Annotated in this window: 23 protein-coding genes; 21 read left to right on the forward strand and 2 right to left on the reverse strand. The window is 41.7% G+C overall.

Features of this window, described 5'->3' with window-relative positions; translation table 11 throughout:
• The first annotated feature begins 25 nt into the window (after positions 1-25).
• The 18 genes from HWV03_RS08245 to dsbD all read left to right on the forward strand — a co-directional run bounded on the left by HWV03_RS08245 (position 26) and on the right by dsbD (position 18,799).
• Positions 26-3,274, forward strand: a complete 3,249-nt coding sequence (locus HWV03_RS08245) for a hypothetical protein (RefSeq protein WP_211679265.1) — start codon at positions 26-28, stop codon at positions 3,272-3,274.
• 88 nt (positions 3,275-3,362) lie between these two features.
• A complete protein-coding gene (locus HWV03_RS08250; RefSeq protein ID WP_211674925.1) occupies positions 3,363-3,542 on the forward strand; it encodes a Flp family type IVb pilin in 180 nt (59 codons plus the stop codon).
• 54 nt (positions 3,543-3,596) lie between these two features.
• Positions 3,597-4,463 carry a Flp pilus assembly protein CpaB gene (cpaB, locus tag HWV03_RS08255; RefSeq protein WP_211679266.1) on the forward strand — a complete coding sequence of 289 codons (867 nt, stop codon included), beginning with the start codon at positions 3,597-3,599 and terminating at the stop codon, positions 4,461-4,463.
• Positions 4,456-5,859 carry a type II and III secretion system protein family protein gene (locus tag HWV03_RS08260; RefSeq protein WP_211679267.1) on the forward strand — a complete coding sequence of 468 codons (1,404 nt, stop codon included), beginning with the start codon at positions 4,456-4,458 and terminating at the stop codon, positions 5,857-5,859. Before cpaB ends, HWV03_RS08260 begins: the two co-directional genes overlap by 8 nt.
• 7 nt (positions 5,860-5,866) lie before the next feature.
• A complete protein-coding gene (locus HWV03_RS08265; RefSeq protein WP_255547122.1) occupies positions 5,867-6,490 on the forward strand; it encodes a CpaD family pilus assembly lipoprotein in 624 nt (207 codons plus the stop codon).
• An 8-nt stretch (positions 6,491-6,498) separates the two neighbouring features.
• The gene (locus HWV03_RS08270) at positions 6,499-7,320 is read left to right on the forward strand and encodes an AAA family ATPase (RefSeq protein WP_255547179.1); all 822 of its coding nucleotides are present in this window, start codon (positions 6,499-6,501) and stop codon (positions 7,318-7,320) included.
• On the forward strand, positions 7,320-8,678 hold the full coding sequence (locus HWV03_RS08275; protein ID WP_211679269.1) for a CpaF family protein: 1,359 nt from the start codon (positions 7,320-7,322) through the stop codon (positions 8,676-8,678). The genes HWV03_RS08270 and HWV03_RS08275 overlap by 1 nt, the downstream gene beginning before the upstream one ends.
• Positions 8,678-9,607 carry a type II secretion system F family protein gene (locus tag HWV03_RS08280; protein ID WP_211679270.1) on the forward strand — a complete coding sequence of 310 codons (930 nt, stop codon included), beginning with the start codon at positions 8,678-8,680 and terminating at the stop codon, positions 9,605-9,607. The genes HWV03_RS08275 and HWV03_RS08280 overlap by 1 nt, the downstream gene beginning before the upstream one ends.
• The gene (locus HWV03_RS08285; RefSeq protein WP_211679271.1) at positions 9,607-10,491 is read left to right on the forward strand and encodes a type II secretion system F family protein; all 885 of its coding nucleotides are present in this window, start codon (positions 9,607-9,609) and stop codon (positions 10,489-10,491) included. Before HWV03_RS08280 ends, HWV03_RS08285 begins: the two co-directional genes overlap by 1 nt.
• On the forward strand, positions 10,488-11,297 hold the full coding sequence (locus HWV03_RS08290; protein ID WP_255547123.1) for a tetratricopeptide repeat protein: 810 nt from the start codon (positions 10,488-10,490) through the stop codon (positions 11,295-11,297). The genes HWV03_RS08285 and HWV03_RS08290 overlap by 4 nt, the downstream gene beginning before the upstream one ends.
• Complete coding sequence (locus HWV03_RS08295) at positions 11,294-11,800, forward strand: TadE/TadG family type IV pilus assembly protein (protein WP_211679272.1); 507 nt, start codon at positions 11,294-11,296, stop codon at positions 11,798-11,800. Before HWV03_RS08290 ends, HWV03_RS08295 begins: the two co-directional genes overlap by 4 nt.
• The gene (gene tadF / locus HWV03_RS08300; protein ID WP_211679273.1) at positions 11,790-12,401 is read left to right on the forward strand and encodes a tight adherence pilus pseudopilin TadF; all 612 of its coding nucleotides are present in this window, start codon (positions 11,790-11,792) and stop codon (positions 12,399-12,401) included. The genes HWV03_RS08295 and tadF overlap by 11 nt, the downstream gene beginning before the upstream one ends.
• Positions 12,398-13,600: a TadE/TadG family type IV pilus assembly protein gene (locus HWV03_RS08305; protein ID WP_211679274.1), complete on the forward strand. Its 1,203-nt coding sequence runs from the start codon at positions 12,398-12,400 to the stop codon at positions 13,598-13,600. The genes tadF and HWV03_RS08305 overlap by 4 nt, the downstream gene beginning before the upstream one ends.
• A gap of 79 nt (positions 13,601-13,679) precedes the next feature.
• Complete coding sequence (locus HWV03_RS08310) at positions 13,680-14,144, forward strand: TlpA family protein disulfide reductase (protein WP_211679275.1); 465 nt, start codon at positions 13,680-13,682, stop codon at positions 14,142-14,144.
• Positions 14,141-14,746 carry a DUF4266 domain-containing protein gene (locus HWV03_RS08315; protein ID WP_211679276.1) on the forward strand — a complete coding sequence of 202 codons (606 nt, stop codon included), beginning with the start codon at positions 14,141-14,143 and terminating at the stop codon, positions 14,744-14,746. The genes HWV03_RS08310 and HWV03_RS08315 overlap by 4 nt, the downstream gene beginning before the upstream one ends.
• Before the next feature lie 105 nt (positions 14,747-14,851).
• The gene (locus tag HWV03_RS08320) at positions 14,852-16,060 is read left to right on the forward strand and encodes a DUF3570 domain-containing protein (protein ID WP_211679277.1); all 1,209 of its coding nucleotides are present in this window, start codon (positions 14,852-14,854) and stop codon (positions 16,058-16,060) included.
• On the forward strand, positions 16,050-16,925 hold the full coding sequence (locus HWV03_RS08325; protein WP_211679278.1) for an FAD:protein FMN transferase: 876 nt from the start codon (positions 16,050-16,052) through the stop codon (positions 16,923-16,925). The genes HWV03_RS08320 and HWV03_RS08325 overlap by 11 nt, the downstream gene beginning before the upstream one ends.
• Positions 16,922-18,799: a protein-disulfide reductase DsbD gene (dsbD, locus tag HWV03_RS08330; RefSeq protein WP_211679279.1), complete on the forward strand. Its 1,878-nt coding sequence runs from the start codon at positions 16,922-16,924 to the stop codon at positions 18,797-18,799. The genes HWV03_RS08325 and dsbD overlap by 4 nt, the downstream gene beginning before the upstream one ends.
• 59 nt (positions 18,800-18,858) lie before the next feature.
• On the opposite strand, the gene HWV03_RS08335 is transcribed toward dsbD, so the two are convergent.
• Together HWV03_RS08335 and HWV03_RS08340 are read right to left on the reverse strand one after the other, a co-directional pair.
• On the reverse strand, positions 18,859-20,433 hold the full coding sequence (locus tag HWV03_RS08335) for a GTPase family protein (protein ID WP_211679280.1): 1,575 nt from the start codon (positions 20,431-20,433) through the stop codon (positions 18,859-18,861).
• Complete coding sequence (locus tag HWV03_RS08340; RefSeq protein ID WP_211679281.1) at positions 20,420-21,517, reverse strand: YcjF family protein; 1,098 nt, start codon at positions 21,515-21,517, stop codon at positions 20,420-20,422. Before HWV03_RS08340 ends, HWV03_RS08335 begins: the two co-directional genes overlap by 14 nt.
• A gap of 348 nt (positions 21,518-21,865) precedes the next feature.
• Here HWV03_RS08340 and HWV03_RS08345 point away from each other — a divergent pair, with 348 nt between their 5' ends.
• The 3 genes from HWV03_RS08345 to HWV03_RS08355 all read left to right on the forward strand — a co-directional run bounded on the left by HWV03_RS08345 (position 21,866) and on the right by HWV03_RS08355 (position 25,284).
• The gene (locus tag HWV03_RS08345; protein ID WP_211679282.1) at positions 21,866-23,080 is read left to right on the forward strand and encodes a DEAD/DEAH box helicase; all 1,215 of its coding nucleotides are present in this window, start codon (positions 21,866-21,868) and stop codon (positions 23,078-23,080) included.
• A gap of 371 nt (positions 23,081-23,451) precedes the next feature.
• Positions 23,452-24,375 carry a GGDEF domain-containing protein gene (locus tag HWV03_RS08350; RefSeq protein ID WP_211679283.1) on the forward strand — a complete coding sequence of 308 codons (924 nt, stop codon included), beginning with the start codon at positions 23,452-23,454 and terminating at the stop codon, positions 24,373-24,375.
• Positions 24,376-24,414: 39 nt separating this feature from the next.
• Entirely contained in the window at positions 24,415-25,284 is an 870-nt protein-coding gene (locus HWV03_RS08355; protein WP_255547124.1) for an FHA domain-containing protein, read from the forward strand.
• Positions 25,285-25,360 lie beyond the last annotated feature (76 nt).

Genomic DNA, 25,360 nt, shown 5'->3' on the forward strand with positions numbered 1-25,360 from the left:
TCTACATTAAAAAGGGACAGGTTATATGTTGTTAAGGGTTAACAAATCACTGCTCGCATTGACAGTGGTTGCAGGCACATTATTGACGGGGTGTAACGATAGCAGTCCGGATCCAAAATCAACGGATCAAACGAATCCTACTAAGCCAACGGATCCTACGAAGCCAACGGATCCGACGAAGCCAACAGATCCGACGAAGCCGATTGTTAAACCTGATGCACCTACAACCCCAATTACTAATGATGATTTAGATCAGTTTGGTTGGACCTGGAGTAATAATTTCAATGGCAAACAGTTTTATGAAATTAAAGTACAAGACCAAGAGTGGACAGCGGTTAATGGGAATCCTCATCAGTTAGCCATTGATGCTGTTTACGCTATTGGGGAGATTCAGGTACGTGTTAAAGCTGACTCTGCGACAAACAGAAGTGTGAGTGACGCGCTTGTTAATACGTCTCCTTATACTGGACATACAGGTCCGTTACGACCTGCTGCACCAACCAACCCTTTACAAAATGACGCTTTAAATACGTTCGATTGGACGTTTGTTAGTGGCTTTAATAGTGTGAGCTATTATGAATATTCGCTCACAGGCGGACGAGATTGGTTAACCGTTGTGGATAAGCCGCTAATGGTAGGCGATGTTGATATTGATGCAGGGCAAGTGCAAGTACGCGTTAAAGAAAATGTTGCAACTGGCACTGCCGCTGGTGCAGCTTTGATCAGTACACAAGCATTTACTGCGGGTGTACCAATCGTTATCGATGCGCCAACTCTGCCTAATATCGTCAATGTCAATATTGGTAACACAGGTTATCCATATGAAATTAAAACCAATGGTTTTAGCTGGGAATGGGTAGCTGGTTACGATAAACCTGAGTATTACGAATTTACTAATGACGGTGGTGTTACCTGGCAGGCTGTGACGAGTAAACCCCAACATGTTGGTCCAAAAGCTTATGATAAAACTAAAGTCGGTGTTCGTGTTAAGAGAAATGCGATCACGAATCAAGTCAATCCTGCTGGTCAAGTATTGTTTGCCGCGGCGGCGAGTGAAAATTTTTACGTGACTCGCGTTGTATCAATGAAAGCTTGGAACCAAGCGCAAGACTTAACATCAACGGGTAATTGGTCTAAGGCTGACGATGATGGTTGTTATATTGAATACGATGTAAATGGTGAAAACCCACAATTCTGGGCTTATGCTGGCGGGACGTCGACAGCGAGTAATGTAGCCAAATTATTGAAGACTGAATTTTGTAATATGCCAAACTGGAGTTTAGTCGATATAACTCAAATGACAGCTAAAACGTTGGTCGATTCTAGCTTTGTAGCCAGCACATTTAGTGACTATTTAATTAGCGATTCACAATATGATGCGCATTGGGCTTCAGAAACTAAAAATGACGTTGCGACGTTGAAAAAAATCAGTGCAGGTAAAGAGATTACAACCTCCTACAAGAGTGCAAAAGCGATTAAAAGCTGGACTCTACCCGAAATTGCAGACATCGTTGCTGAAAGCAAGACGGTAAATACTGATATTCAAGCTTCAGTCTTGTTACATGACGGAAAATGGAAAACGACTTCAACTGACATTATTACTATTATCAATGATGTTGATGCTCTCTCTGACAATCCTTTGTCTCCACTATTATCCGATGTACAAGCGTTAGAAACCAAGACTAAAACGACATTTGATGCATTAGAATTGGAGCTAGCTAACTATAAAGAAAGACTTGGTTTGTTAGCGCTTTATTCGACGATGCTTGAAAATGATACAAGTGTTGATAACAGTATTAAAGTGAAAATTAAAGAAAATACTGCATTAGCCAATGCAGAGTTCATTAAGTTTACGGCGTTACATACCTCATTTTTCACCGGTTTGAAAGTAAGCTCTGCGTTAACAGCTTTGATTCAATTAACGGATCAAAATATTGCTGCTAACACCACCCAAGATGAATTAATCGCTGCGGGTGATGGTGCAATTATTCACGCTAAGAGTTTAGATTTATTTGATGCGGCCTCAACCATTAGTGATTTTATTAAAGCTAACATTAAAATTACTGCGGATCTTAAAGCCGCAACAGATGAATTGTCGAAAGAGGATAATACAGCCTTGTTTTCAGCATTAAATAAGCTGTGGGTAATGTTTAATGATTTACCAACTTCAGCAGATGCTGATGCACTAAATACAGTCGCAGAAGCGGGCTTAAAGCGTGCGTCAGATGCCGGTTATGAAGTTGCTGCCGCAGATGCCGTGGTTGGAACACACTTTTATAAACTTGATATGAATGGTGACTACCTTCCAAGCGCGACAACCTATGCACAAGGCTGGCGTTGTGTGATGGATAACCGAGATCTTGTGCGTAAACGAATTTGGACATTGCTTAAAGACGGGCTACCAAATGGCGCAGATGATTTAGCATTTGATGCGTCTGGAGCTGGTATTGCGAGTGTAATGGGGGCTGGTGGTTTAGTTGAGTCAACGAATACTGCCCAGTTATGTGGACGTAATGATTGGTCATTGCCAACTAAGGGGCAGTTGACTTCACTCGAGACTGGAACGGTTAATAACAAAGCAACAATTGATGTTGACGTATTCCCGCATCACTTTGCGTTAAAACCGGAATATGACATTAATGATTGGTTATCTGGTGCCCCGGACCCAACTCTATTTTGGTATTGGACTAAAGAAGAAAGAAACAGTGACGAACAAAAAATTTATCGCTATGAAACCCAACACAAATCCGCAGCATCTAGTTCTGCCTTAAAACAAGGTAATGAAGATAAAGTCGTACAGGGGCGTGTAGTCAGTGAAATTACACTGTCATATCAACTACTTGATAGTGCTGGCTCTGTGACTACTGATGTTGATGCCGCTGTATGTGCATATCAGCCGGAAACAAAGAAAACTTGGCAGCTGTTTGATAATGCTGATCTTGCAACAAGAGCTAAATATTATGGTCAGTCTAACTTGGATGCTGGCACTGTATTAGCTGAGGTCGCGCAGCGTAATACTGAAAAGTTATGTAATAAGAGTAACTGGCAAGTACCAAGCTTAGCTCAATTAGAAATGCTCTTGCCTATGAATGATAGCGTATTTCGTCAAAATACTGTCGAAAAGTACGATTCACAACTTTGCTATGTAACAGCAGATTCTGCGCAATATGAACGTCAAAAATGTCTCAATATGGTCACCGAATCAACCTCGGATGTAAATAAATCCAATTCTTATTCAGGCCAATATGTATATCGTTTGATGTCTGTCGATTAATCAATTCATTAATTGTTTATAAATAGGCTGTTGGTTGCAGCTAATAGCCTATTTGTTAACGTCACCATAAAAATAATAGAGATAAAAAATGAAAAACAATAAACAAAAACAACGCGGTGCAGCGGCAATTGAATATGCAATTTTAGCGGCTGCAATGTCATTAATTATGTTGCAATTTTTAGGTACCGATGGCGACCTGACTAACGCAATAAATACTACTTATGAGTCTGTGATTAGCAAACTTGAAACTGTGAATGGCGGCGAATGATACACGTTAATTTAGCGTGATTACGTTTTACCGTATTAGATAGAAGTAATAATTATGAATGCAAAACGTTTAGTTTACTTTTCTGTTTGTCTGTCGTTATTGGGGTTAATTTGGCTGTTCTTCAGTTTGGCTGCACCAGTAAAAAGCACCACGAGACAGAACATGGTAAAAACTTATGAAGTCTTGGTAGCGGCACAAAAAGTAGTTATCGGTAGTCCTTATCGTGCTTCGTTATTTGCTTGGAAAACAGTAGAGGAAGCGAGTGTACGTGATCGTATCGATTTTATTGATAAAGCCAATTTTTCTATGGATCGTTTAGAGAACACGGTCGCCGCGGGTGATTTTATTACGGGGAAAATACTCAGTCCGTCGGATTTCTTAAAACCAGAGCAAGGTGGTTTTTTATCCCTGATGTTACGTCCAAATTATCGCGCGGTATCAATCCCTGTTGATGAAGTAACTGCGAATTCGGGGTTAATTGGTCCGGGTGATCACGTTGATGTGTTACTGCTTGCGTCAAAAGCGCAAGAGTTACGCTCTCGTGGTAATGAAACTCAAAGTTTATATGTGAAAACTATCGCTCAGAATGTTCGAGTATTGGCATTTAATGACGCGGTACAGATCTCGCGTTATATAGAAAAACAAAAGAATAGCAAAGGTGTGATTCCTGATAACAGTACGGTGACGTTAGAAGTGTCACCCGTACAAGCCAATCAAATCACCTTAGCTAATCAACTTGGCACATTGTCGATGGTCTTACGCAGTAAAAACAGTAACAAAACTGATATCGCTGTGATTCCAGCAATTCATGTCGATGATATTTTGCCTGCAATTAAGCAAGTGCAACCGGATATCGGCTTAATTGAATTTCGTGCTAAAGATAAACGAGTGATGAGCAATGCAGGAAACGAAAATGATTAAACAATTAGTGAGTGCATTGTCGTTATTACTGCTTAGTACTCTGTTGCAAGCACAAACGTTAGATGTGGTATTGAATAAAGCCCGCTTGGTGGTATTACCGAAAACAGCGAAATCTATCTTTATTGCCAGCAATGGCATTGCGGATTACCAAACGTTAACGAATACCAAAATTATGGTGTTTGGTAAAAAGACCGGTAGCACGTCTTTGTATGTCCTTGATGCGAAAGAAAACGTTATTTATTCTGCAACCGTTAAGGTTAACCACAATGTAATAGAGCTTAATGCGCTGATTCATAACGAGTTTCCTGATGCGATATTTAACGCAGAATCGACTGCTGGTAAGTTGTTCTTGAAAGGACAAGTTCCAACACCGAGCATGGCAGAAAAGATAGTGCGTTTATCCGAAGGGTATGTGTCAGCACTAGCTAACACAGAGTCCAGTGATAGTAAGGAAGGCAGTAACACGCAGAATTCAACAGGTTCAGATAATAAAGATAAATCGGCAGAGAACAAGATTGATAAGGATGAGTTAATTAATCAGCTGCAGGTTACCATGCCTAATCAAGTAAATTTACGAATCAGGATAGCGGAAGTGTCACGTAAAGTATCCAATAAGTTGGGCATTAAGTGGGGTTCGCAAGGCTTTGGTACGGGTACGTTTTCTTTTCTAGATAGCTCTGGCGGTAATATCGGTGGGCTAAATCCAGCGGGTTGGGCAGATCTTTCTGTGATTGTCGATGCATTAGCAACGAACGGTATGATGTCGGTATTAGCAGAACCAAACTTAACGGCAATGAGTGGCGAAGAAGCTTCGTTCTTAGTCGGTGGCGAGATCCCAATACCTTTGGTTTACGGTGATACCGCATCAATTGAATATAAAAAGTTTGGTGTGAAACTAGATTTTAAACCAATAGTATTAAGTGCTAATCAAATCAGTCTGCAAGTGTTCTCTGAGGTGAGTTCTGTGTCTTCAGAAACCAGTATCCAAATTGGAGGATCATCACTGCCTACTTTTGTCAGTCGTCAAGCGTCCACCACCGTCGAGCTGGCAAGTGGTCAAAGTTTTGCTTTGGGTGGATTGTTGCAATCAAAAGATATTGAACAGTTACAAAAGATGCCATTACTGGGTGATATTCCCGTGTTAGGAGCACTGTTCCGTTCAACGAGTTTTCAGCGCGAAGAGACGGAGTTAATTATTATTGCCACGGCGTATCTTGTGCAACCAACCCGTGCAGACTCGTTACCCTTACCAACAGATGGCTTGATCCCGATGAGTGATGTTGAGCGTTTATTAGCGTGGCCAGTATCAAGGGATGTCACAAATTCAACAGACAATGAAAGTCGCACTAACAATCGCCAGCCGCGACTGCTTGGCGATAATGGATTTTATTACTGAGGTAGTTATGCGGATATTTTTGATATTAATCGTTTGTGGTTTGTTGAGTGCTTGTTCGAGTAACTCTGTGCAACGACAACCACACGTAAAAGTAGAAGCTGTAACGCATAAAATAGCGATACAGCTAGATTCTGAAAAGCTGAATGAAAGTGATAAAGCGGCGCTTATTGAGTTTATTTATCAACGAGGCGAACTTTCGGCACTGCGGGTCAGAATTGATAGTTATAGCGATAAAGGTAATAAAGCAGTACCCGAGTTAATCGCAATTTTGAAACAGACTGGTATTTATCCATCTCAGGTTTCGAGTCAATTTAGCGAGTCGTCTTCAATCGCGGATGTTGCGATAGTTGTTGAATCTTACCGCAGTATTGTTCCAAGTTGCCAGGCGGGTAAAGCTAAACATATAGTGCTAAATGCATTTAGAAGCAGCGATAACTTTGGTTGTGCTAACACCAGTGCGTTGGCGCAAATGGTCGCAACACCACGTGATTTAATTGTGGGACGTACTCTCGACGCGACGGATGGACGCAAAGCGGTTGCCACTGTTGAAGCTTATTATCAGCCTGTTGCGAGTAATAACCAAGAGAAAGATAAAAAGAGTAGCGTCGCTGCTAGTTTAGGAGGTCAATAATTGTGAATATGTCTAATCAAATGGCGAATGAGCATACCCTAGATAGTAAACCTCGTGGTAGTCAAATTACGGTAGTTAGTGCCAAAGGTGGCGCTGGAACAACGTCTTTATTAGCGAATATTGCTTGGGGTTTATCACAGCAGCAAGGGATGAATGTTGCTTGTACGGATCTGGACTTTATAACTGGCGATTTGGATCTGCAATTTAGTGTGCAGGCAAACAATGCATTAGTAGAAATGCTGCAATTTCCTGACTGCCTAGAACCCGTTATCTATCAGCGCAGCGGTCTTAAGGTAAATGATGATTTATATGTGTTTACTGGCTATCAATCTGGTTTTGAACAACACTTTTGGCCAGATGTGCTCAGTATGCAAAAAGTGTCTCGCTTCTGTCTGCAGCAAGCTACACATTTGTTGTGGGATGTCCCGGCGTTTTGTCTACGCGATAAAGTCGGTTTTGACACGCTAAATAGCAGTGATATTCGTGTGGTTATCGTTGAGCCAACATTGGCGTCTATTCGTAGTACTAACCAGTTGTTGGCTAAATTAGAGCAATCATCGTCAACACGGACGTTAGTGGTGCTTAATCATACTAAACCTGAGGCTCTGTCTCTGATTACAGCGAATGATGTAGCATCGACGCTAAGTCGAAAGTTCGATGTGGAAATTCCTTATTCGCCAGCAGACATGCGAGGAGGTAACGCATTGGGTGTGTTGGCTATTAATCAAAAAGGCCGAAATGCTAAAGCACTGAAAAAATTAGTAAGTCTAGTCAGTGGCGAGCCTAAAGTGTCTAAATCACGCTTGTTTAGCTGGCTTAAGGGGGCGTAATGTTTGGAGTTAATGTAACGACAGCTACGCAATCTGAAACATCATCTACGACACAATCATTATCAGTGCCGATTGCGGATGTGTCTTCGACAAGCAATATTGAAGAACAGCGTTTTCGCACTATTCAGCAAGAGATTATGGCGATTATTGCGCCATCTGTCGTTGTCACCTTAAGTCCGGAAGAGCTTGAGGAACGCACATTTGAAGCGGTTGGAAGCATTGCAGCACGTCAGCAATTTCCAATTGGCGGTATCGAACAACGCAATATTAGTCAGCGCCTTGTCGATGAAATGCTTGGTCTTGGTCCTTTGCAGGTGCTGATGGACGATCCTGAAATCACCGATATCATGGTCAATGGGCATAAAGAAGTCTTCATTGAGCTGCGGGGTAAAGTGAAGCGAGCTGATGTCAGTTTTCGCGATGAAGAGCATGTATTGAACTTGGCGAGACGGATAGTGAGCCGAATTGGTCGTCGTGTCGATGAAACAACGCCGATGGTCGATGCTCGTTTGCCAAATGGTAGCCGTGTGAATGTACTTATTCCACCGTTGGCATTAAATGGTACGTGTATTTCGATTCGTAAATTTAATGAAAAAAAGCACAGCTTAGAGCAACTTTCGGCGTTGGGTGCGATGTCGACAGAAATGGCGAGTGTACTTAATATTATTGCCCGTTCACGCATTAATGTATTGATTTCTGGTGGTACTGGCGCAGGTAAAACGACGTTGTTGAATGCGCTGTCATTTGGCATATCACCAGACGAACGCATTATTACGATTGAAGATGCGGCAGAATTAAAGCTGCAACAACCCCATGTTGTGAGTATCGAAACGCGCCCTTCGAGTGTCGAAGGTGCGCCTGCAATTGGTCAACGTGAGCTGTTACGTAATGCGCTACGAATGCGTCCTGATCGTATTATTCTAGGTGAGGTTCGTGGTGCTGAAGCGTTTGATATGATGCAAGCGATGAACACGGGTCATGATGGTTCGATGTCAACGCTTCACGCGAACTCCCCACATGATGCCTTAATTCGGTTAGAAAATATGTTATTGATGGCAGAAGTTAATTTACCTGTATCGGCTTTACGTCGTCAAATTGCCAGTACCTTAGATGTCATTGTGCAAGTGGAGCGTATGAGAGATGGTAAACGCCGCATTGTTAATATTACCGAAATTGTTGGTCTTGAAGGTGATCAATATCTTACCCATGATTTATTTCATTTTGATTATCAACACACGGATGCTCATGGTGATATTGTTGGGCAATTTTTATCGGCAAAAATATTACCGAGATTTAGTGAAAAAGCGCGTTATTACCAACTTGAATCGCAGTTAAAGCAAGCGCTAGGGGTGCGATAATGCAGGTCATTATTGGTTCGTTATTATTTTTAGTGTTCCTATTAAGCAGTTATAAAGTACTGCAATACCAGCGACAACGAATGATATTAAAGCGTCGACTAAATTTAGTCTCCGTAGTTGATTCAACCGTGAATACAACAACTTCAGCCTTGTTTATTTGGCAGCAGAAAACAGGTTTTTTGCTGCAATACTGGTCGCAGATACAGTCGCGCATTGATTCGCTGTTTGATCGTCAGTCTAAACGTTGGTTATTGATAACCTTAGTTTCTGCGGCCCTGGTAACTTGGTTTTTCATGCCATTTTTCTCACCCTTGATGAGAATGATGATTGTTGTAATTTCTGTTATTGGCATTGCTGGGGCGAGTTATTGGCTGATGCGAGTGCGTCAACATCGTGAATTTGAAGCCGCCTTTACCCAAGTATTAGGGCAGATGTCCCGTGCTGTATCGGCGGGTATTTCTGTACCACAAGCCATTGCGCAAATTGCTGATTATCAGCAGGGGATGTTAGGCCGAGAGTTTAGTTTGATCCGCGATAGGTTAGAAATTGGTATTGGTTTAAAGCAAGCGCTGGATCAAGCCAGTATCCGTTTACCTTATGTTAGCTTTCACTTCTTTCGTGTCGCGCTGATCTTAAATGAAGAGAACGGTGGTCAGCTTCGTGAAGTATTACATAGTTTGAGTCGTACTGTGCATGACAATGCCGCGATTAAAATGAAGATCAAAAGTTTAACGGCTGAGCCTCGCATGACGGCGGCAATTTTAGCAAGCTTACCGGTAATACTGATTGCTGTTATGTTTTTCAAAAATCCAAGTGCTTTTATTACCTTAACCCAAAGTGCCAGTGGTCATTTAGTGTTGGGGTATGTAGTGACCAGTATGGCGCTTGGTTTAGCTGTCATTCATTTGTTAACTAAGGTGCGCGCTTAATGACTTTATCTTTATGGATCGCAGTCGTGTTGCTCATCAGTGGCGCGGTGATGGCGTTGATATTTAATGGTCAAGCTCAACGCCGAGAGTTGCTGTTGCAGCGTCTTGCATTGGTATCGATTAAACAAAATAGTGACCTGTCTCGTTCACTTAACACGGAGTCAACATCAAGCTTATGGCAGCGTTTAACCGTCGCGCCAGATATCGCGATATTATTGGTTAAAGCAGGCTTTCATGATTCTCGAGCGGGTGCGTATTTTTTGGTGAGTAAATTAAGCTTGATGGTAATCAGTGGATTGGCTTGGCAATGGTATGTCGATTTTGACTTGGATAAATTTGTGTTAGCCAAAACGTTAGTCTTCGCTATTTCAGGCGGTTTACTTGCCGAACATTGGTTGAAGTGGCGGGCACGTACAGTCAATTATCGTGTTGCTCTGGCGTTACCTGATGCATTAGATTTGATGGTGATTTGTGTTGAATCGGGTTTAACGTTAGAAGCTGTATTTCAACGCGTTGGTCATGAAATGGCGGCTGTTGCACCTGAGTTATCTCGTGAATGGCTAATTACCGAAGCGGAATTAAGATTATTAGACTCTCGTTTAACCGCACTGGATAACTTAGCCAAACGGACTGACTTAGTTGAAGTTGAAAATATGGTCATTGCATTGTCTCAGGCTGAAAAATACGGCAGTAAGATTGCCCCAACGATGCGTTTGATAGCCAGTGATAGCCGTCAATATCAGTACCTTCGTTTAGAGGAGAGAGTCGGAAAAATTCCAGCGAAAATGTCATTACCTGTGGTGCTTTTAATTATGTTACCTGTGGTCGTACTGATCGTTGCGCCAACGATTCTCGTTTTATTAGACAGCATAGGAGGATTATGATGACGTCTTTTTTACTAAAATGGCTGTTAGCCTGCTGCGTCCTGACGTTGGCCGGGTGTAGCTCTCACCAAGCTAATGTCACTGAAGAGATGAAAAACGACCGTGGACTCGCGCAACTTGCGCTTGAAAGTGGCCGACCAGAAAGCGCGATTACTATCTATCGCGAGCAACTTAAACTACAGCCAACGGATATTTCGTTGTTATTGGCTTTAGGAACTGCTTACAACCAAATGTCTGAGTTTGATTTAGCCTTGCATTACCTTAATAAAGCGCAGTCTCTGTTATCCAGTGAAAGGTCTGAATCGAATGAATCGCCTAAATCGGATGAAACTCGTGGCCAAATATTACGTGAAAAGGGCAATGCAAAACAAGGGTTAGGGCAAGTTAAACTCTCATTAGTGGATTTAAAACAAGCAGTAGAGTTATTACCTAATGATGCGAAAACATTAAACAGCCTCGGTATTAATTACGCATTATTTAAAGATTATAGCCCAGCAAGAACTGCCTTTATTCGCGCGTTAGCCAACGAGCCTGAAAATCTAGAGTATCGTAATAACTTAGCCTTAGCTTGGATTTTAGACGGTCAACCAGAGCAAGGTATTAATGTACTTTATTCGCATTATTTACGCGGCAGTTCAACATCAAAGAGTCGTCAGAATTTAGCACTCGCATTTGCCATGAAAGGGGATGTTGAAGCAGCTAAAACCATTGCAAAACAAGATCTGACTAAAGCTGAACTGGAAAGTAACACCGCTTATTACCAACAATTACAGCAGCAACAAGAGTTACAGCTGGTTAAGCCATGAGTGTTAGTAACGCGATTAACTTTGGTAAGACAATGAAGTCTAGTCAAACAAAACACCGTCAGAAAGGCAGTGTCAGCATTGAATTCGCGGTAAGTATTTTACCCTTTTTTGTATTGTTGTTAGCGCTTATCGAAATTAGCCGTTTTATGATGGTGGGGAGTGTTATCGATGTCGCGTTGGTTTCTGCGACTCGACAATTAGTCGTGACGAAGGCAGGTCAAGATCTGACGGGGGAATTAAAGCGGACCTTGTCTGAACAGCATTTACCTTTATTGAATAGCAGTAAGATGACTGTTAAAGCGCGTTACTTCGATTCTTTGACGGCGCTTGCTAATGGCTCGGGGTTAGACGGTTTTCAGAATCAGGATTTTGCTGAGTTCACGCTGGTTTATCCTTACCAAGCTTTATTTATGCCTAGTCAGATTGATAGCTTTAAGCGTTTAACGAGTTTTAATCGTACGATTTTAGTGACGTTAGAGCGGGGGGCCAGCCATGGGAATTAAATGGGGTATGCGTACGGGACAGCGTGGCAGTAGTGTGATCGAATTACCCGTTATCACATTTGTTATGGTGGTTTTGGTCTTGTTTATAGTGAATATAAATCAAGCTATTAGCCAAAAAAATAAACTTGATAATTTGGCATATTCACTCACGTCTATCGTGGCGTGTGAGCAGTGTGACAATGCCATGCTGATTTCGGCCTCTAAATCATCGACATCCGGAGTCATTTCAACCGCCTTAACTGAGTTTTTACTGCAGGTTGCGCAACGTCGTTTTAATACGTTGATTTCAAAATCCACAGCAGAACTGGGGATCCATGTTGAACAAGTGGTATTTGATGCAGCAACACAGAAACCAAGGTTACACGATATTAATGCTGGGGCGGCATGCTTATCGAGGCCGCAGTTATTGTCCTTAACGGATTTGTCTCCAATTGGCTCGATTCAAGGCTTCAATGCGGGCCAACATGCCGAAATATTCCAAGTCACTGTTTGTATTAAAGGCATAAATAGCATTGCAGGCAATTTAACGCCTTTGTTAATTCGCAATTTTAACGACCGTTATTATCAGAGTTCAGCGTTATTAATAGGGCGATCACTATGAGTTTTATACAAAGTCAACGCGGCGCGATCACGTTAACCTTTGCTTTTATGCTGCCAGCGATAGTGAGCTTATTAGCCATGACTGTATTTTTTTCTATGTATAGTCAAGTTGTTATTCGTGCGGGACAAGCGACTGATTCAGCTGTGCTTGCCTGTGCTTATCAGCAAAGTAACAATACTGAGGTGACAGAGAATATTTTGGAATACTACAGGCCCAATTTCGTGCTACCGGTACTGAATAAAAGTGTCAGCCTCAATAGCAAGAATGGCTGTCAGATTAAGGCGCAATATCGCTTTAAACCGGCGATGCTGGAATCACTAGCCGTTGATATTAAAGGTAGTGTCGAGATGAAGTCAAACAGTCTGTCACGCTCTAAATTGATCCGTAATGTGAATGTGATTCAAGACCCGGTAGATTTCTCCCTCGTTCTAGATATATCAGGTTCGATGTCACGGGATTTACCTGAATTAAAAAAAATCATTACTGATGTGATTAACGATATTGATCCAAATAGTAATCAGGTTCGATTTTCTATTGTGCCTTTTCAAACGGGTGTTGGTGTGACCGGTGCGCCTTGGTTACTTAGTTCTGAAGACAGTCCTAAATGTGTGGATAGTCTGGTGTATACAAACGGAAATTTAGATGCAGATAAAACCGTGCAGTCGTTAAATTATCCTTCTAAAAAATTGGATTTTAATGAAGTAACACCGGATCGTTTTTTAGATCGTTGTAGCGAAACCTCATTTATTTTACCACTGACAAACGATCTTGATAATGTCATTCGCTATGTTGAATTATTAGAAACAACTGGTGGGAGTACTGCTTCTTATCAAGGGTTTATTTGGGGTGTTCGCACCTTGACTGAGGAGTGGCAAAAAGAGTGGAATGTTACACCCGTACAGTCAACCTCGCTGACTCAGCGCTTGATCTTGTTTACCGATGGTAGTGATAGTCGACAAGATTATTTCAATGACTTAATGCGTGCTGGTTTGTGCTATGAGATTCAGCAAAACCTTAATATTGAAGTCAGTTTCATCGGTTTTGGGGTATCGGCAACACGGATTAAGCAATTCCGGCAATGTGCGGGTAGTAATGGCACCGTGTTTGATGCGAACAATACTGCGGAGTTAGCTGCCTATTTTAAGGATGCAATCAGGGTCAATACTGAAACCAAAGTGCGTATTGTACTGGGAGAGTAGATGTTTAGCGTTGTGATGTTATCTAGGGCTTAAGAGTAATAATTCAGAATTAGTTAAATTAATTGTATTAGAGGTACTTATGTTTAAAAAATGGCTTGTGGTGTTCACATTATTGTTGTCTAGCCAAGCGCACGCTTATCAACGAGGCGAAATGCTTTCTGCAGCCGCTCAGGAACAACTTGGGTTAAACCCCAATCGAGTGTCGTTAATTGATTTCTTTGCTGAGTGGTGCGTGTCTTGTCGTGCTGAACTGCCAGAAGTAAACCAGTTAGTGCCTTCATTGTATGCATTAGGGGTTGATGTTGTTGGTGTCGATGTCGATGAGGATGTGGCTGCTGGTATTGCATTTCAGAAATCGTTGGGAATCAAATTCCGCGTTGTTAACGATGCCGATCAAACGCTGGTTGATGATTTTCAACCGATTGGTATGCCGGCGCTGTATTACATTTACCAAGGCCAGGTGTTAAATGTGCGTTATGGTGCGATTAATCATATTGGAGATGTCATTATGAGTGACTTGAAAGATATGGGGCTAGGTCAATGAAACCTTATGCACAATTAACCTTACTGTCTTCTTCGCTGCTATTGACCTGTTTTGGTCTGCAAGCCGAAGTAACGACTACAGGCCAAGACTCACCTTACCAAGTGACGGAGTCTATTTCTAATGTGGTTTACAAAAGCCAGGAAACAATCGCAGAAGTGTCGGCATCTTCTCGTCAGCATACAGCTGAAACACCGACAATCGTTGTGATCAGGCCTGTGAATGTGCAGAACCACCAGCCATCACAATCTGTTATTAGCGCGTTACCGGCAGTTATACCAAGTGCTTTACCAACCCCTATACCAAGAGTTTTACCCACAGTGATACCAGCACCGATACCTGTTTATCCTGTATTGAGTGCATCGGTATTACCCGCACCTGTGAGTAATGATGTAGATGAAGAACCTTCTTTGTTCTCGGCGATTAGTGACTGGTTTAGCGTTAAGCCTGTTAAACCTTGGCAAAAAGGGACTCTGGCGAAAAAATCCATGAAACCCGGTGGAGAAGTGCCTGAGTTTGATGTGTTTTCAGAAAAAGTATTTGCTTATAAACAAGGTTCGATTGGCGGTAATGGTGTCGGTGGTGGCGGCTGTGGCTGTAATTAAAAGTACCTTGTTACGCGCGTAAATAGACGCTTGTTCTGTGACTAGTGATTTAGACGGTATTGCTGATAAATCACGGTTGTAATCAATTAAAGATGAATGATAAAAATGAATATAAAATTACCGTTAACCCTATTTGGCCTTGTTGCTGGCTCTGTATCTGCTGCAGACCATGTATCGATCCATCATTTGAGTTTTGAAGAATACGGCGATAAGATCAAAGCCGGAGACAACATTCTCTCGCTAGAGAAGAATATTGGTTTGGATTGGACCATCACAGCCGAACTTGGTTATGACACTGTATCTGGAGCTTCACCAGCTTGGGTGCCGACAACGCCATCATCGGGTGTTATTGCGGGAAAACGTACGCAAGAAGCACAAGATAAGACGTCGGAAGTCATCCGTGCGGGTTATGACCCTTACCGCGGTAATTATGAGATGCGTCCCGTTGAGTTAGAGGATACGCGCTATTCTGCGGCAACAAATGTGACCTTCCGGGATAAAGACCGAGATGAATGGACTCTGGGCGTGAACTACTCACAAGAAGATGATTATAAAAGTATGGGCGCGAATGCGAAAGCCTTGCTCTATACAGATAGCAGTAAAAACCGTTCATTTAGCCTTGGTGGTTCAGTCCTTGCTGATCAGACATTGGCGTTTCAGGAATATCAAGATGGCGGCAATGAACAGCAATGGAAAGACATCTTTACATCAAGTATGGAAGTCGGGATGTCACAAGTATTCACTCCTAATTTGTATGCAACCTTTACGGCCTACGGCGGTTATAAAAGTGGTTATTTGAGCAATCATTATCTTACGGTATTACGTGAAGTCGATATTGATGATGACGGTAAAATTAGTGATGATGAAGTATTTTTGGCTCAAGACTCGCGCCCTGATACACGTATTTCTGGTGGGATTAATGTACAAACATTTTACAGTGTGACTGATCGTGTAGTTGTGCGTCCGCGTTATAAATTTTTTACCGATGATTGGGGCGTAATGTCACATCAGCTGGGTGGTAAAATGAGTATCAAAATCACGGATTGGTTAATGCTGGCGCCGGGTTATTCTTGGTATAGTCAGCAAGGTGCGAATTTCTTTATTGACCCGAAATCCAGTGATCCAACATTCGCCTCAAAAGGTTATGCCACTACAGACATTCGTTTGGGTGATTTTAATGCCAATGCCTATGAATTGGGTGTAAGCCTTAAGTTATCAAGTAAATGGCGGATGAATGCATTAGCGGCTTATTATGAACAGAGTAATGGTTATGCCAGTCGCTGGTGGGCTGTAGGGGTAACATATGACTATTAAGCAATCTTGTGTACATCGTTTTATGGCGATGACAGTACCTTGCGAAGCGACTTTGATTGCATCGGAAGCTGCGGCGTTAGCGCGGGATATAGAAACGAATACACGCCGTTTAGAAGAAAAATTTAATTTCTATTCTGATACCTCAATGTTAACGAAAACGATTAACCAGCGCAGTGGTAAACGCGTGGTTATCGATACTGAGACACTGGATATTCTAACTAAGGTGCGAGAGTATAGTATTGCGACGCAGGGGATCTTTGATATTACGGTTGGTACGGTCAAAACGTTATTGCAAAGCAATGCTAAAACACGTGAACAGGTCTATCAAGATGCAGCCCCTTATATGGGGTTAGCGGCCTGGGATATAGAAGATAATATCTTGATCATGCATTTTCCTATTACGCAATTGGATCTCGGTGGCGTGATTAAAGAAGTCGCTGTTGATCAGGCGTTAGCCATTGCAGAACAAGCCAGTAGTGGTGCGTTAATTAACTTTGGTGGTGATGTTCGTGCGTCGGGCTGTAAAGTGGATGGCAGTGACTTTGTGGTGGCAGTGGTTAACCCACATGAACAGACGCAAGCGCTGTTTGCTTTACCACTACGTAATCAGGCTCTGACTACATCAGCGCATTATGCAAGACGACAACAGTTTTCAGACCAAGAAAGTTCTCATATTCTCGCGTCACAAGATACTCACCAGCAGGTTATTTCAGTGACGGTTGTTGCAGATAGCGCATTGCAAGCTGGGATCATAAGTACAGCATTAACGATTAACCCTCGCTTAACGGTTCCCGAAGAAATTGGGTTTGCATTAGTTGATGAGCAGTTGAATGTTCATCAAAATACGGATTTTTTATTATCATGACGTTACTTTTTAAATTAAATGATGCAATGAAGCAGCTATGTATCATGTTGCTGCTGTTAACCAGTGTAAGCGCTATTGCACAGACGCAAGCGGGCAGTAATGCTGAGTCTGAATTCCTTACGGTTAACCAAGCATTTCCATTTTCATCACAAGTATTAAACGCTGAAGATGGCGATAAATTGGTATTAACGTTTGCGACCGAGCAGGGTTATTACCTTTACCACAAACGCTTTTCTTTTAATGTCACGAGTGGCAATGTCAGCTTGGCTGAGCCACAATTTTCAATTGTCGCAGAACAAAAACAAGATCCTAATTTTGGTTTAGTGAAGGTTTATCATCAACCGCTAACGGTTACTTTACCGTTTACGGGAAGTGGCAGTGTTAAGGTCCGCTACCAAGGGTGTGCTGACAGTGGTTTATGTTATTTACCACAGCGTAAAGTGATTGAACTTGAAGCTAAGGTGACCAATAGCTCGGTTATACCGTTTGTTGTTGAACCTATCAGTCCAGCGTCAACCCCCTTGATGAGTGTGACGGGGGCTTCAGCAAATGACAGCCAAAGTTTAGCGGGTGTGCTAGCGGGGGCTGGGCGAGTGCAAGCCTTGTTACTTTTCTTTGTGCTTGGTTTAGGGCTTGCTTTTACTCCTTGTGTATTGCCGATGATCCCCATTTTATCGAGCATCATTGGTGGTCAAGGCACTGGCATGACGGGCTGGAAAGGCTTTTATATTTCGTTAGCCTATGTGTTGGGTATGGCATCAAGCTATGCATTGATTGGCGTGTTAATGGCGACGGTTGGGCAGGGCGTTAATATACAAGCGGCGATGCAACAAACCTGGTTGTTAGTTATATTTTCAGGCCTATTTGTGTTGTTAGCGTTAGCTATGTTTGGTGTTTATGAATTGCAATTACCATCGCGTTTACAAGTTGCATTAAATAACCAATCGCAACGCTTAACAGGGGGTAAAGCGATAACGGTATTTATGATGGGCGCTATTTCAGCCTTAGTGGTATCGCCTTGTGTATCAGCGCCGCTGGCGGGTGCATTATTATATGTTTCTACCACTCAAGATTGGTTGTTTGGTGGTGGTGTGTTATTCGTGATGGCATTAGGCATGGGCGTACCCTTGGTGATAATCGGTACGTCGGGCGGTAAATTCTTACCAAGCAGCGGCCCTTGGATGGTCCGTGTTAAGCAAGGGTTTGGCGTGATGCTACTGGCGATCGCTATCTTACTTATCAGCCGGTTTGCTGCTCCGAGTGTGACATTAGGATTGTGGGCATTACTTATTATCAGTTGTGCAATGTACATTCATAACATCACGAATATACAAGCAAGTCGTTTGTGGTTACGTCATGTCGTGGTATTCGTATCCTTGGTTTACGGCGCTATGTTATTTGTGGGCATGATGACGGGCGCTGATGATATGACAGACCCGTTGCAGCATATCACCCAGCGTGGCGCTATTAGCACGGGTTCAGAGAATGATGCGCGGCCGCTATTTATGAAAACTGCGTCGGTACAAAATATTGATAATGCGATTAATAATCTGCAAGCGCCGAAAGTCGTGACTATGGTCGACCTCTACGCAGACTGGTGTACATCGTGTAAAGTGATGGACAAACACGTGTTTTCAGCCCCAAGTGTTGCCACTGCAATGACCGCAATCAATGCGCTTAAATTTGATATTACGGACAATACCAAGCCGCAATCAGAATGGATGACGAAAGCGAAGTTATTTGGACCGCCAAGTATGTTGTTCTTTGATGGTGACGGTAATGAAATAGAGCACTTACGTGTTGTTGGTGAGATGGACAAACAACAGTTTTTAGCACACCTTAAATTAGTCGCTGAAGCGGTTCCGTTAAGTTAGCTCAACTCAAGTGCTCTGCATTACACATTAATACGGGGGGAGTCGTCATCCTCCCTACATTATTTAAATAAGGTTTTAAATAAGCTTTTCCCGCCTTTAAAGACACGTTTTAATTGTTCAGATGCACCGTTATTTCTCCCTTCTAAACGTTGACGATTACGTTGCACGTTAATGCTTTCATCCACATTATTGGCAATCAGTTGCGCTAGACTTTCCTGTCCCCACGTCTTCGATTCAGTTGAAAACGAAGTCGGGATGATAGTATCGAAGTTAAGTAACTTTTGGTTGTAATCAATCGCTTTGTTAATCGTCACTACTTTTGCTGAGTCGGACTGGGCTAAATCATACGGTGGTGACCATTCAGCCAAGGGTTTTAACTTATCCACCTGGTTTAAAATACCCGTGAATACAGGTCTTTTACGGTGTAAGTTGTCTTTATGCGCGTAAAACTCATCTAAGCGAAGCATGAATTGACGATCAAGTTGCCGTGATGATTGGTTTGCTTTTAATACCCACAACACCATATCCGCATTGGTTACATGTTTAAGCACTGTTTTGCTGGTTTTTTCACTACCATCAAGGCCGGGTAAATCCACCAAGTTTAGCACTTCAATATCACCCACTACACAACTATAAACATGTACTTCGCTGGTGGAGGGGAGTGCGCTTACTTCTGCATCAAGGGTCCCTTTTATCGTGTTGATAAGCGACGACTTACCGGCACTGATTTGCCCGATTACCACAATACGTAAGGGTTCAAGCTGCTCTGGCTGACGATTTTCATCTTCCTCTGCGATCGTGCTTTTGTTCATGTCACTTTCTTCAATAGAAAAACGACCGCTGTATAAATCAATTGAAACTGCCGCGACTTCTTGTAGAAACGCTTTTTTTATATTGAGTTGTAAATTGGCACCGACATTACCAGCCATATCCCCGAGTAACTTGTTACGCACTTCTTTCGCTATCGCCGCTGTAGGGTTGATGAATTGATAAACACGATACGCTTTACTGAGTAAGTCTGCGGCTTGTTTGCCGGTTTCAATTTGATCTTGATGATCATAAGCAAACTTTAAGTGAGAGACTTTAATATCTTCAACAAAGGGTACGTTTTCTTTGAGAATGACGCGATAGCGACGGCTTACTTCTTCTAATAGCTTTAATCCGTCGGTGACTGAAAATTGAAAGTCAGCACGGGAAAACGCTTGGGCTGTGGTATTTGCGATAACAAGGCCGTGTGTTTTTAACGAGCCCCATTCATCATTTTCGGCGAGCTGCGCTTCAATCTTTTGGTTAAGACGTTGCCAAATGGCGTTTTCGGCATCAGACCAATCGGCAGAGGATTTCACTAAGCTGCCTTCTGGGTTTCTTCCTTCAGATAAACGGTCTTCAGACATGAGCAATTCAGCGACTTTCACTTGTGTCTTTCGACGTAATAGTAACAGGGGGATATAAGAGATGAGAAATGTAGCCACTAATACAATTGCAAACTGCAGGGTGTAACCATATTGAATAATGGCGTATAAACCAAAGCCACACAGTACAAGTATGGGCAGGAATACCGCTAATGTAAGTACAGTTGTTACACCCGCCGAGAGGTTATTAAGCTGTGCGATACTATTTTTAACGCGTTTCATTTTTCGCTACCTCTTTAATATTTGATAGTGCGTCCTTGTATACCGCTTGCATGTCTTTATTCGACACCGTCTCCCCTTTGCTTTTGTGATACATGTACTTGCAAGCCGCACGGCCAATGGCATACGTAGATGCAAAACTGATCACGGCAGCAGATGCACTACCAATAGTTTGTCCGTAAGCAGGAATTAATTTTACTAATTGGCGAATACCGAACTTCGATGCATATTGGAAAGCAAAACCTGAACCTAAGGTCCCGATAAATTCTGCAAAAGCTTGTTTATTCCAATCGATACCGTATTGGTTAGCTAAACTGTGTAGCATTTTTGCTTGAATACTCGGCACTGCAACCAATCCAACAGCTGGAATTGCATCTGCTGCCCCAGCCGAACCTGCATACCAGAGTACTTCTGTTTTTAACGTTTGAAAATTAGCACTTTCTGTGTCCGCGTGTTGTTGTACGTCGTTAAACTGTTGGATAATTGGCAGTAATTCCGTTAGCTTATTTTTTAAAGCTGGAATGCCAAGTGTGTCGCCGTTCGCGAGTTCAAAATCGACTTCAAGGTAGGGCAGTTCATCACCCCATATTTTTTCAAATTGCTGTTGGTTATATTGTACTGTTTTGGTTTGTTCATCAGCAGAGAGTTGTTTAACGGCTGTATGAATGATTAAAATCTGCTTGATTGAATTTTGTTTTTTAATCTTTTTTAGTGCATTAAGCACATCGCTTTGTTCCGGTTCTTCAGCTTTGGCTATGACAAGTAAAGCATGGCCTTGTTGCGCACTGATCTTAATATCCTCAGCCGGGTCGTAGTCCGCCTCTGATAATCCTCGTGTATCAAGGAAACGCAGTAAAGGGGTCGCTTTAGGGTAGCTGTAAGCGTGTGATGTCATTGTGCAAGGTTCGAAACCATTACCTACCTCAACATCACTATCGCCAGTAATCGTTTGGATCAATGACGATTTACCTGCGCCTGTTTTACCCAGTAACCATAATGTTGGTAAGTGCGTATTTTGATACTCGAATGCTTTTGATAAATTGGCATTTTCACTTGGGTTGATGAATTCTTTAATGGCATCAAACATAACTTAAGGGCTCTTTGTGTTAATGGTGAAAAGGTATTGATTCATATTCGTTTAAACACTTATTTATAATATGACATAAACGTCGAGTCATTTATCCATAATTCGATGTAGGTGGCGTAACATCGGTTAGTTATGGTTGCCAAACATTTAATAATGGACAGATAACAGTGCTTGAAGATATGATTGAGCAAGCGGATAGGTGCATGTATCGAAATAAACGCAGTAAACGTTAAATTATCCCGCTAGTCCTCGCTTCGTGTTAGAATGCACGCCAATATCCAACTGTTACTTATTCCAATCCTAACAGTTTACCTATTTTACTTATTTATCAAATACCTGAGATTACAAATGCCATTTTCTAAGTTTGGATTAAACAAATTAATTACCCAAGCAGTAGCTGAGTTAGGCTACGAGCAACCAACGCCGATTCAACAAAAAGCAATTCCGGCTATTTTATCGGGTAAAAACCTGATTGCAGCAGCGCAAACAGGAACGGGTAAAACAGCAAGTTTTGTATTACCACTATTACAAATGTTCAGCCACAAACATACACTACGTGCTAAGCGTATTCGTGCGCTGATCTTGACTCCAACTCGTGAACTGGCAGTTCAGGTAGCAGAAAACGTTGAGCAATACGGTAAAAATTTACACCTTACATCTATGGCGATGTACGGTGGTGTTGATATGGAACCACAAAAACAACGCCTTATTGAAGGTGTTGATATTCTAGTTGCGACGCCTGGTCGTTTATTAGATATGGCTCATCAACGTGCGCTTCACTTTGACGAACTAGAAGTGCTCGTTATCGACGAAGCGGATAGAATGTTAGACATGGGTTTTGTTAACGATATCAACAAAATCATCGAGCGTTTACCGCAAGAACGTCAGAACTTACTGTTCTCAGCTACTTTGTCTAGTCAAGTACGTTTCTTGGCAAAAACAGCAATTAACTATGCAATGGAAATTTCGATTGAACCAGAGCATACAACTGCACAACAGATTGACCAGTGGTTAACTGTTGTTGATAAAGATGTAAAATCGGCATTGCTTAGCCACATGATTATTGAAAATGACTGGAAGCAGGCGTTAATCTTTATTGAAACAAAACGTGGTGCAGCTAAATTAGTAAGCCAACTTGAAAAACGTGGCATTAAAGCTGAATCATTCCACAGTGGTCGTAGCCAAGCGATGCGTGAGCAGTTACTAGCAGAATTTAAAGCCGGTGATTTAGGCTTACTTGTTGCTACTGGTGTTGCTTCTCGTGGTATTGATATTGATGATTTAGACCGCGTAGTAAACTACGATTTACCTGAAGAAGCAGCAGATTATGTTCACCGTATTGGTCGTACTGGTCGTGCTGGTGCAGCAGGTGAAGCGATTTCATTTGTATCTCGTGATGATTTCCGTAACTTATGCGCTATCGAACAATTGCTAGACCATGTTATCGATCGTAAAGAAGTTGAAGGTTTTGAAGCGAAAGTTGGTATCCCTGAGTCTATCTTAGGTTATGTACCAAAACGCTCACAACCACCACGTCGCCGTCGTCCAGCGAAGAAAAAATAGTACTTAAATAACAATAAGTGTAAATAAAAAAGCGACTCTTAGAGTCGCTTTTTTTAGATCTGCCCTAAAACAATCGAGCTGAGTATCAGTGCACACTTATTTTAATCTTATTTCACTTTTTATATATTTTCAATCCAGAAAATACATGTAATTTAGTAGCTTATTACAAGTGTAATAATTGTAAGTGTAATAAGGTGTAATATTTTTTAGATCTCAAAAGTGGTAATCTGCATTTAAACTGTTTATATAGTTTGCTGTTTGGCAACTGGTATAAAAACAGTGATGAGTCCTGTTATTATTTTAATAATAACCCGAGGAAAGTCAGATGCTTAATATTACTGACTTGAAAATAGAAGTTGGTGATAATAGTAATGACAGCACACACTTGGTTATCGTATAAGTTATTTAATCTTAGTTTCACACACCCGCTATTGTTAAATATGTTGATCAAATCAAAAGTAGCAGAAAGAGCCTATGTCAATTTAGCGAGTAAATTACAATCCAGTCTAGATCCTGAAGTCTTATTGGCTATTTTTAAGCAAAGCGTCCGTGAATATATACCTCTCTGTCATCTTGAATTTCATACTGGACGTCATATTTTGACAGCTGAAATATCTGCTCCCGATAATGTTAATTTAAGGTTAGATTTATTTAATAACGACTATGTTTTTGGTCAGTTAGAGTGCGACTTAGAACAACGTCTAACCATGGTACAACAAGCGTTATTAACCCAGTTGTCTAAGGTGTTGAGCAATCCATTATATAATGCGCTGGAATATCAGAAAATGAAGTTACTGGCATTCAAAGACAGCTTGACAGGGCTCGCTAACAGAAATAAATTTGAGCATTGCTTTCAACAATTATCCGAAAATAGTCATAAAAAACAATTGGACTTATCATTACTTATCATTGATCTTGATGGCTTTAAATGGGTCAACGATAAATATGGCCACCAAACAGGGGATCTTGTGCTAGCCAACTTTGCGCAACTATTATTGAAGTTCAGTAGTGAACGAGTACAAATTTTTCGATTCGCTGGAGATGAGTTTACTATTTTGATTAATGGTGTGGATAAACATTTCATTTCATGCTTTGCACAGGGGATTCAAAATGCGGTAACCATAAACCATTCATTATCCGAGTTTAATCTATCTTGTAGTATCGGCAGTGCCGAATTTCAATGTGAAGATACATTGGATACCTTGTTTGCTCGTGCGGATAAAGCGTTGTACAGAGCGAAAGCGAAAGGGCGAAACCGTGCTGAATTGGCTGCTGGCACAGAATTATGTATGTAACGGATACGATTAAATTAATAATTATAGATGGAATTTTTTATGGCAAAAATTATCAATATTAATACTGAAGAGAAAGTTACGTTGATGCCACAGCATCTCTTTGGTAGGCAGTTTAATGCGCCACATTCATTATTGTTCGAGCCAGATAGTTCTTGTATGCATGCAACAATTTTTTGGAATGGGAGTGTGTGGGTACTGCAAGATTTGGGTTGTAATGGTACTTATGTTAATGGCAAACGAATTCACGGAGGACGTGAGTATCATTTACATCTGAATGATTTGATTAATTTCGGCAGTCTGTCCGGAGAAGGATGGCGTATTGTTGAGCTGTCTTCGCCAAATAGCTTATTAATATTGGTTACACTTGGGTTACCGGCTAGGGTACCAAAAGTGACTGAACTGGTTAGTCGACGAGCACAAGTTTGGCTTTTTATTGGCGCCAGTTCTACAGCTGAAAGGTTGCAGAATGATGTGTCTGAGCTTGAAACTGTTGAACAAGTATCAATACAATTCATGGTTAGTCAAAATGAAGAACATGTTGCGATGAAATTAACGATGGGTGGCCAGGTGTTCGATCTAGGGCAACGCAATCATCACTATTTAATGTTAATCCTGGCTAGAAAACGTCTCGATGACGCTATTAAAGGGGTGAGGGCTGATGAGCAAGGCTGGATTGATAAAGAGTTACTGAGTAAGATCTTGGGGCAGAGTGAGAACCATATCAACATTCAAATATATCGTTTTCGTAAACAAATCGTTCAGTTATTGTCTAATTCATCTAGTTTACCGCAAGCTATTGAACGGCGGACAAGAGAAATTCGCTTTGCTTATGACAACGTGAATATCATTGGTGGTGCAGAGGTTGTTCCAGCTAAAGGTACATCAACCGCTAGACTTAAGAGAAGATAATTAAACAATATAATGTATCAATCGTGTGTCGTTAATATTAGCGACACAAGCAAAGTGATGTCTTTCCTGTGAAAGT

Origin of the sequence: Moritella sp. 36 (assembly GCF_018219415.1) — a bacterium.
Lineage (GTDB): Bacteria > Pseudomonadota > Gammaproteobacteria > Enterobacterales > Moritellaceae > Moritella.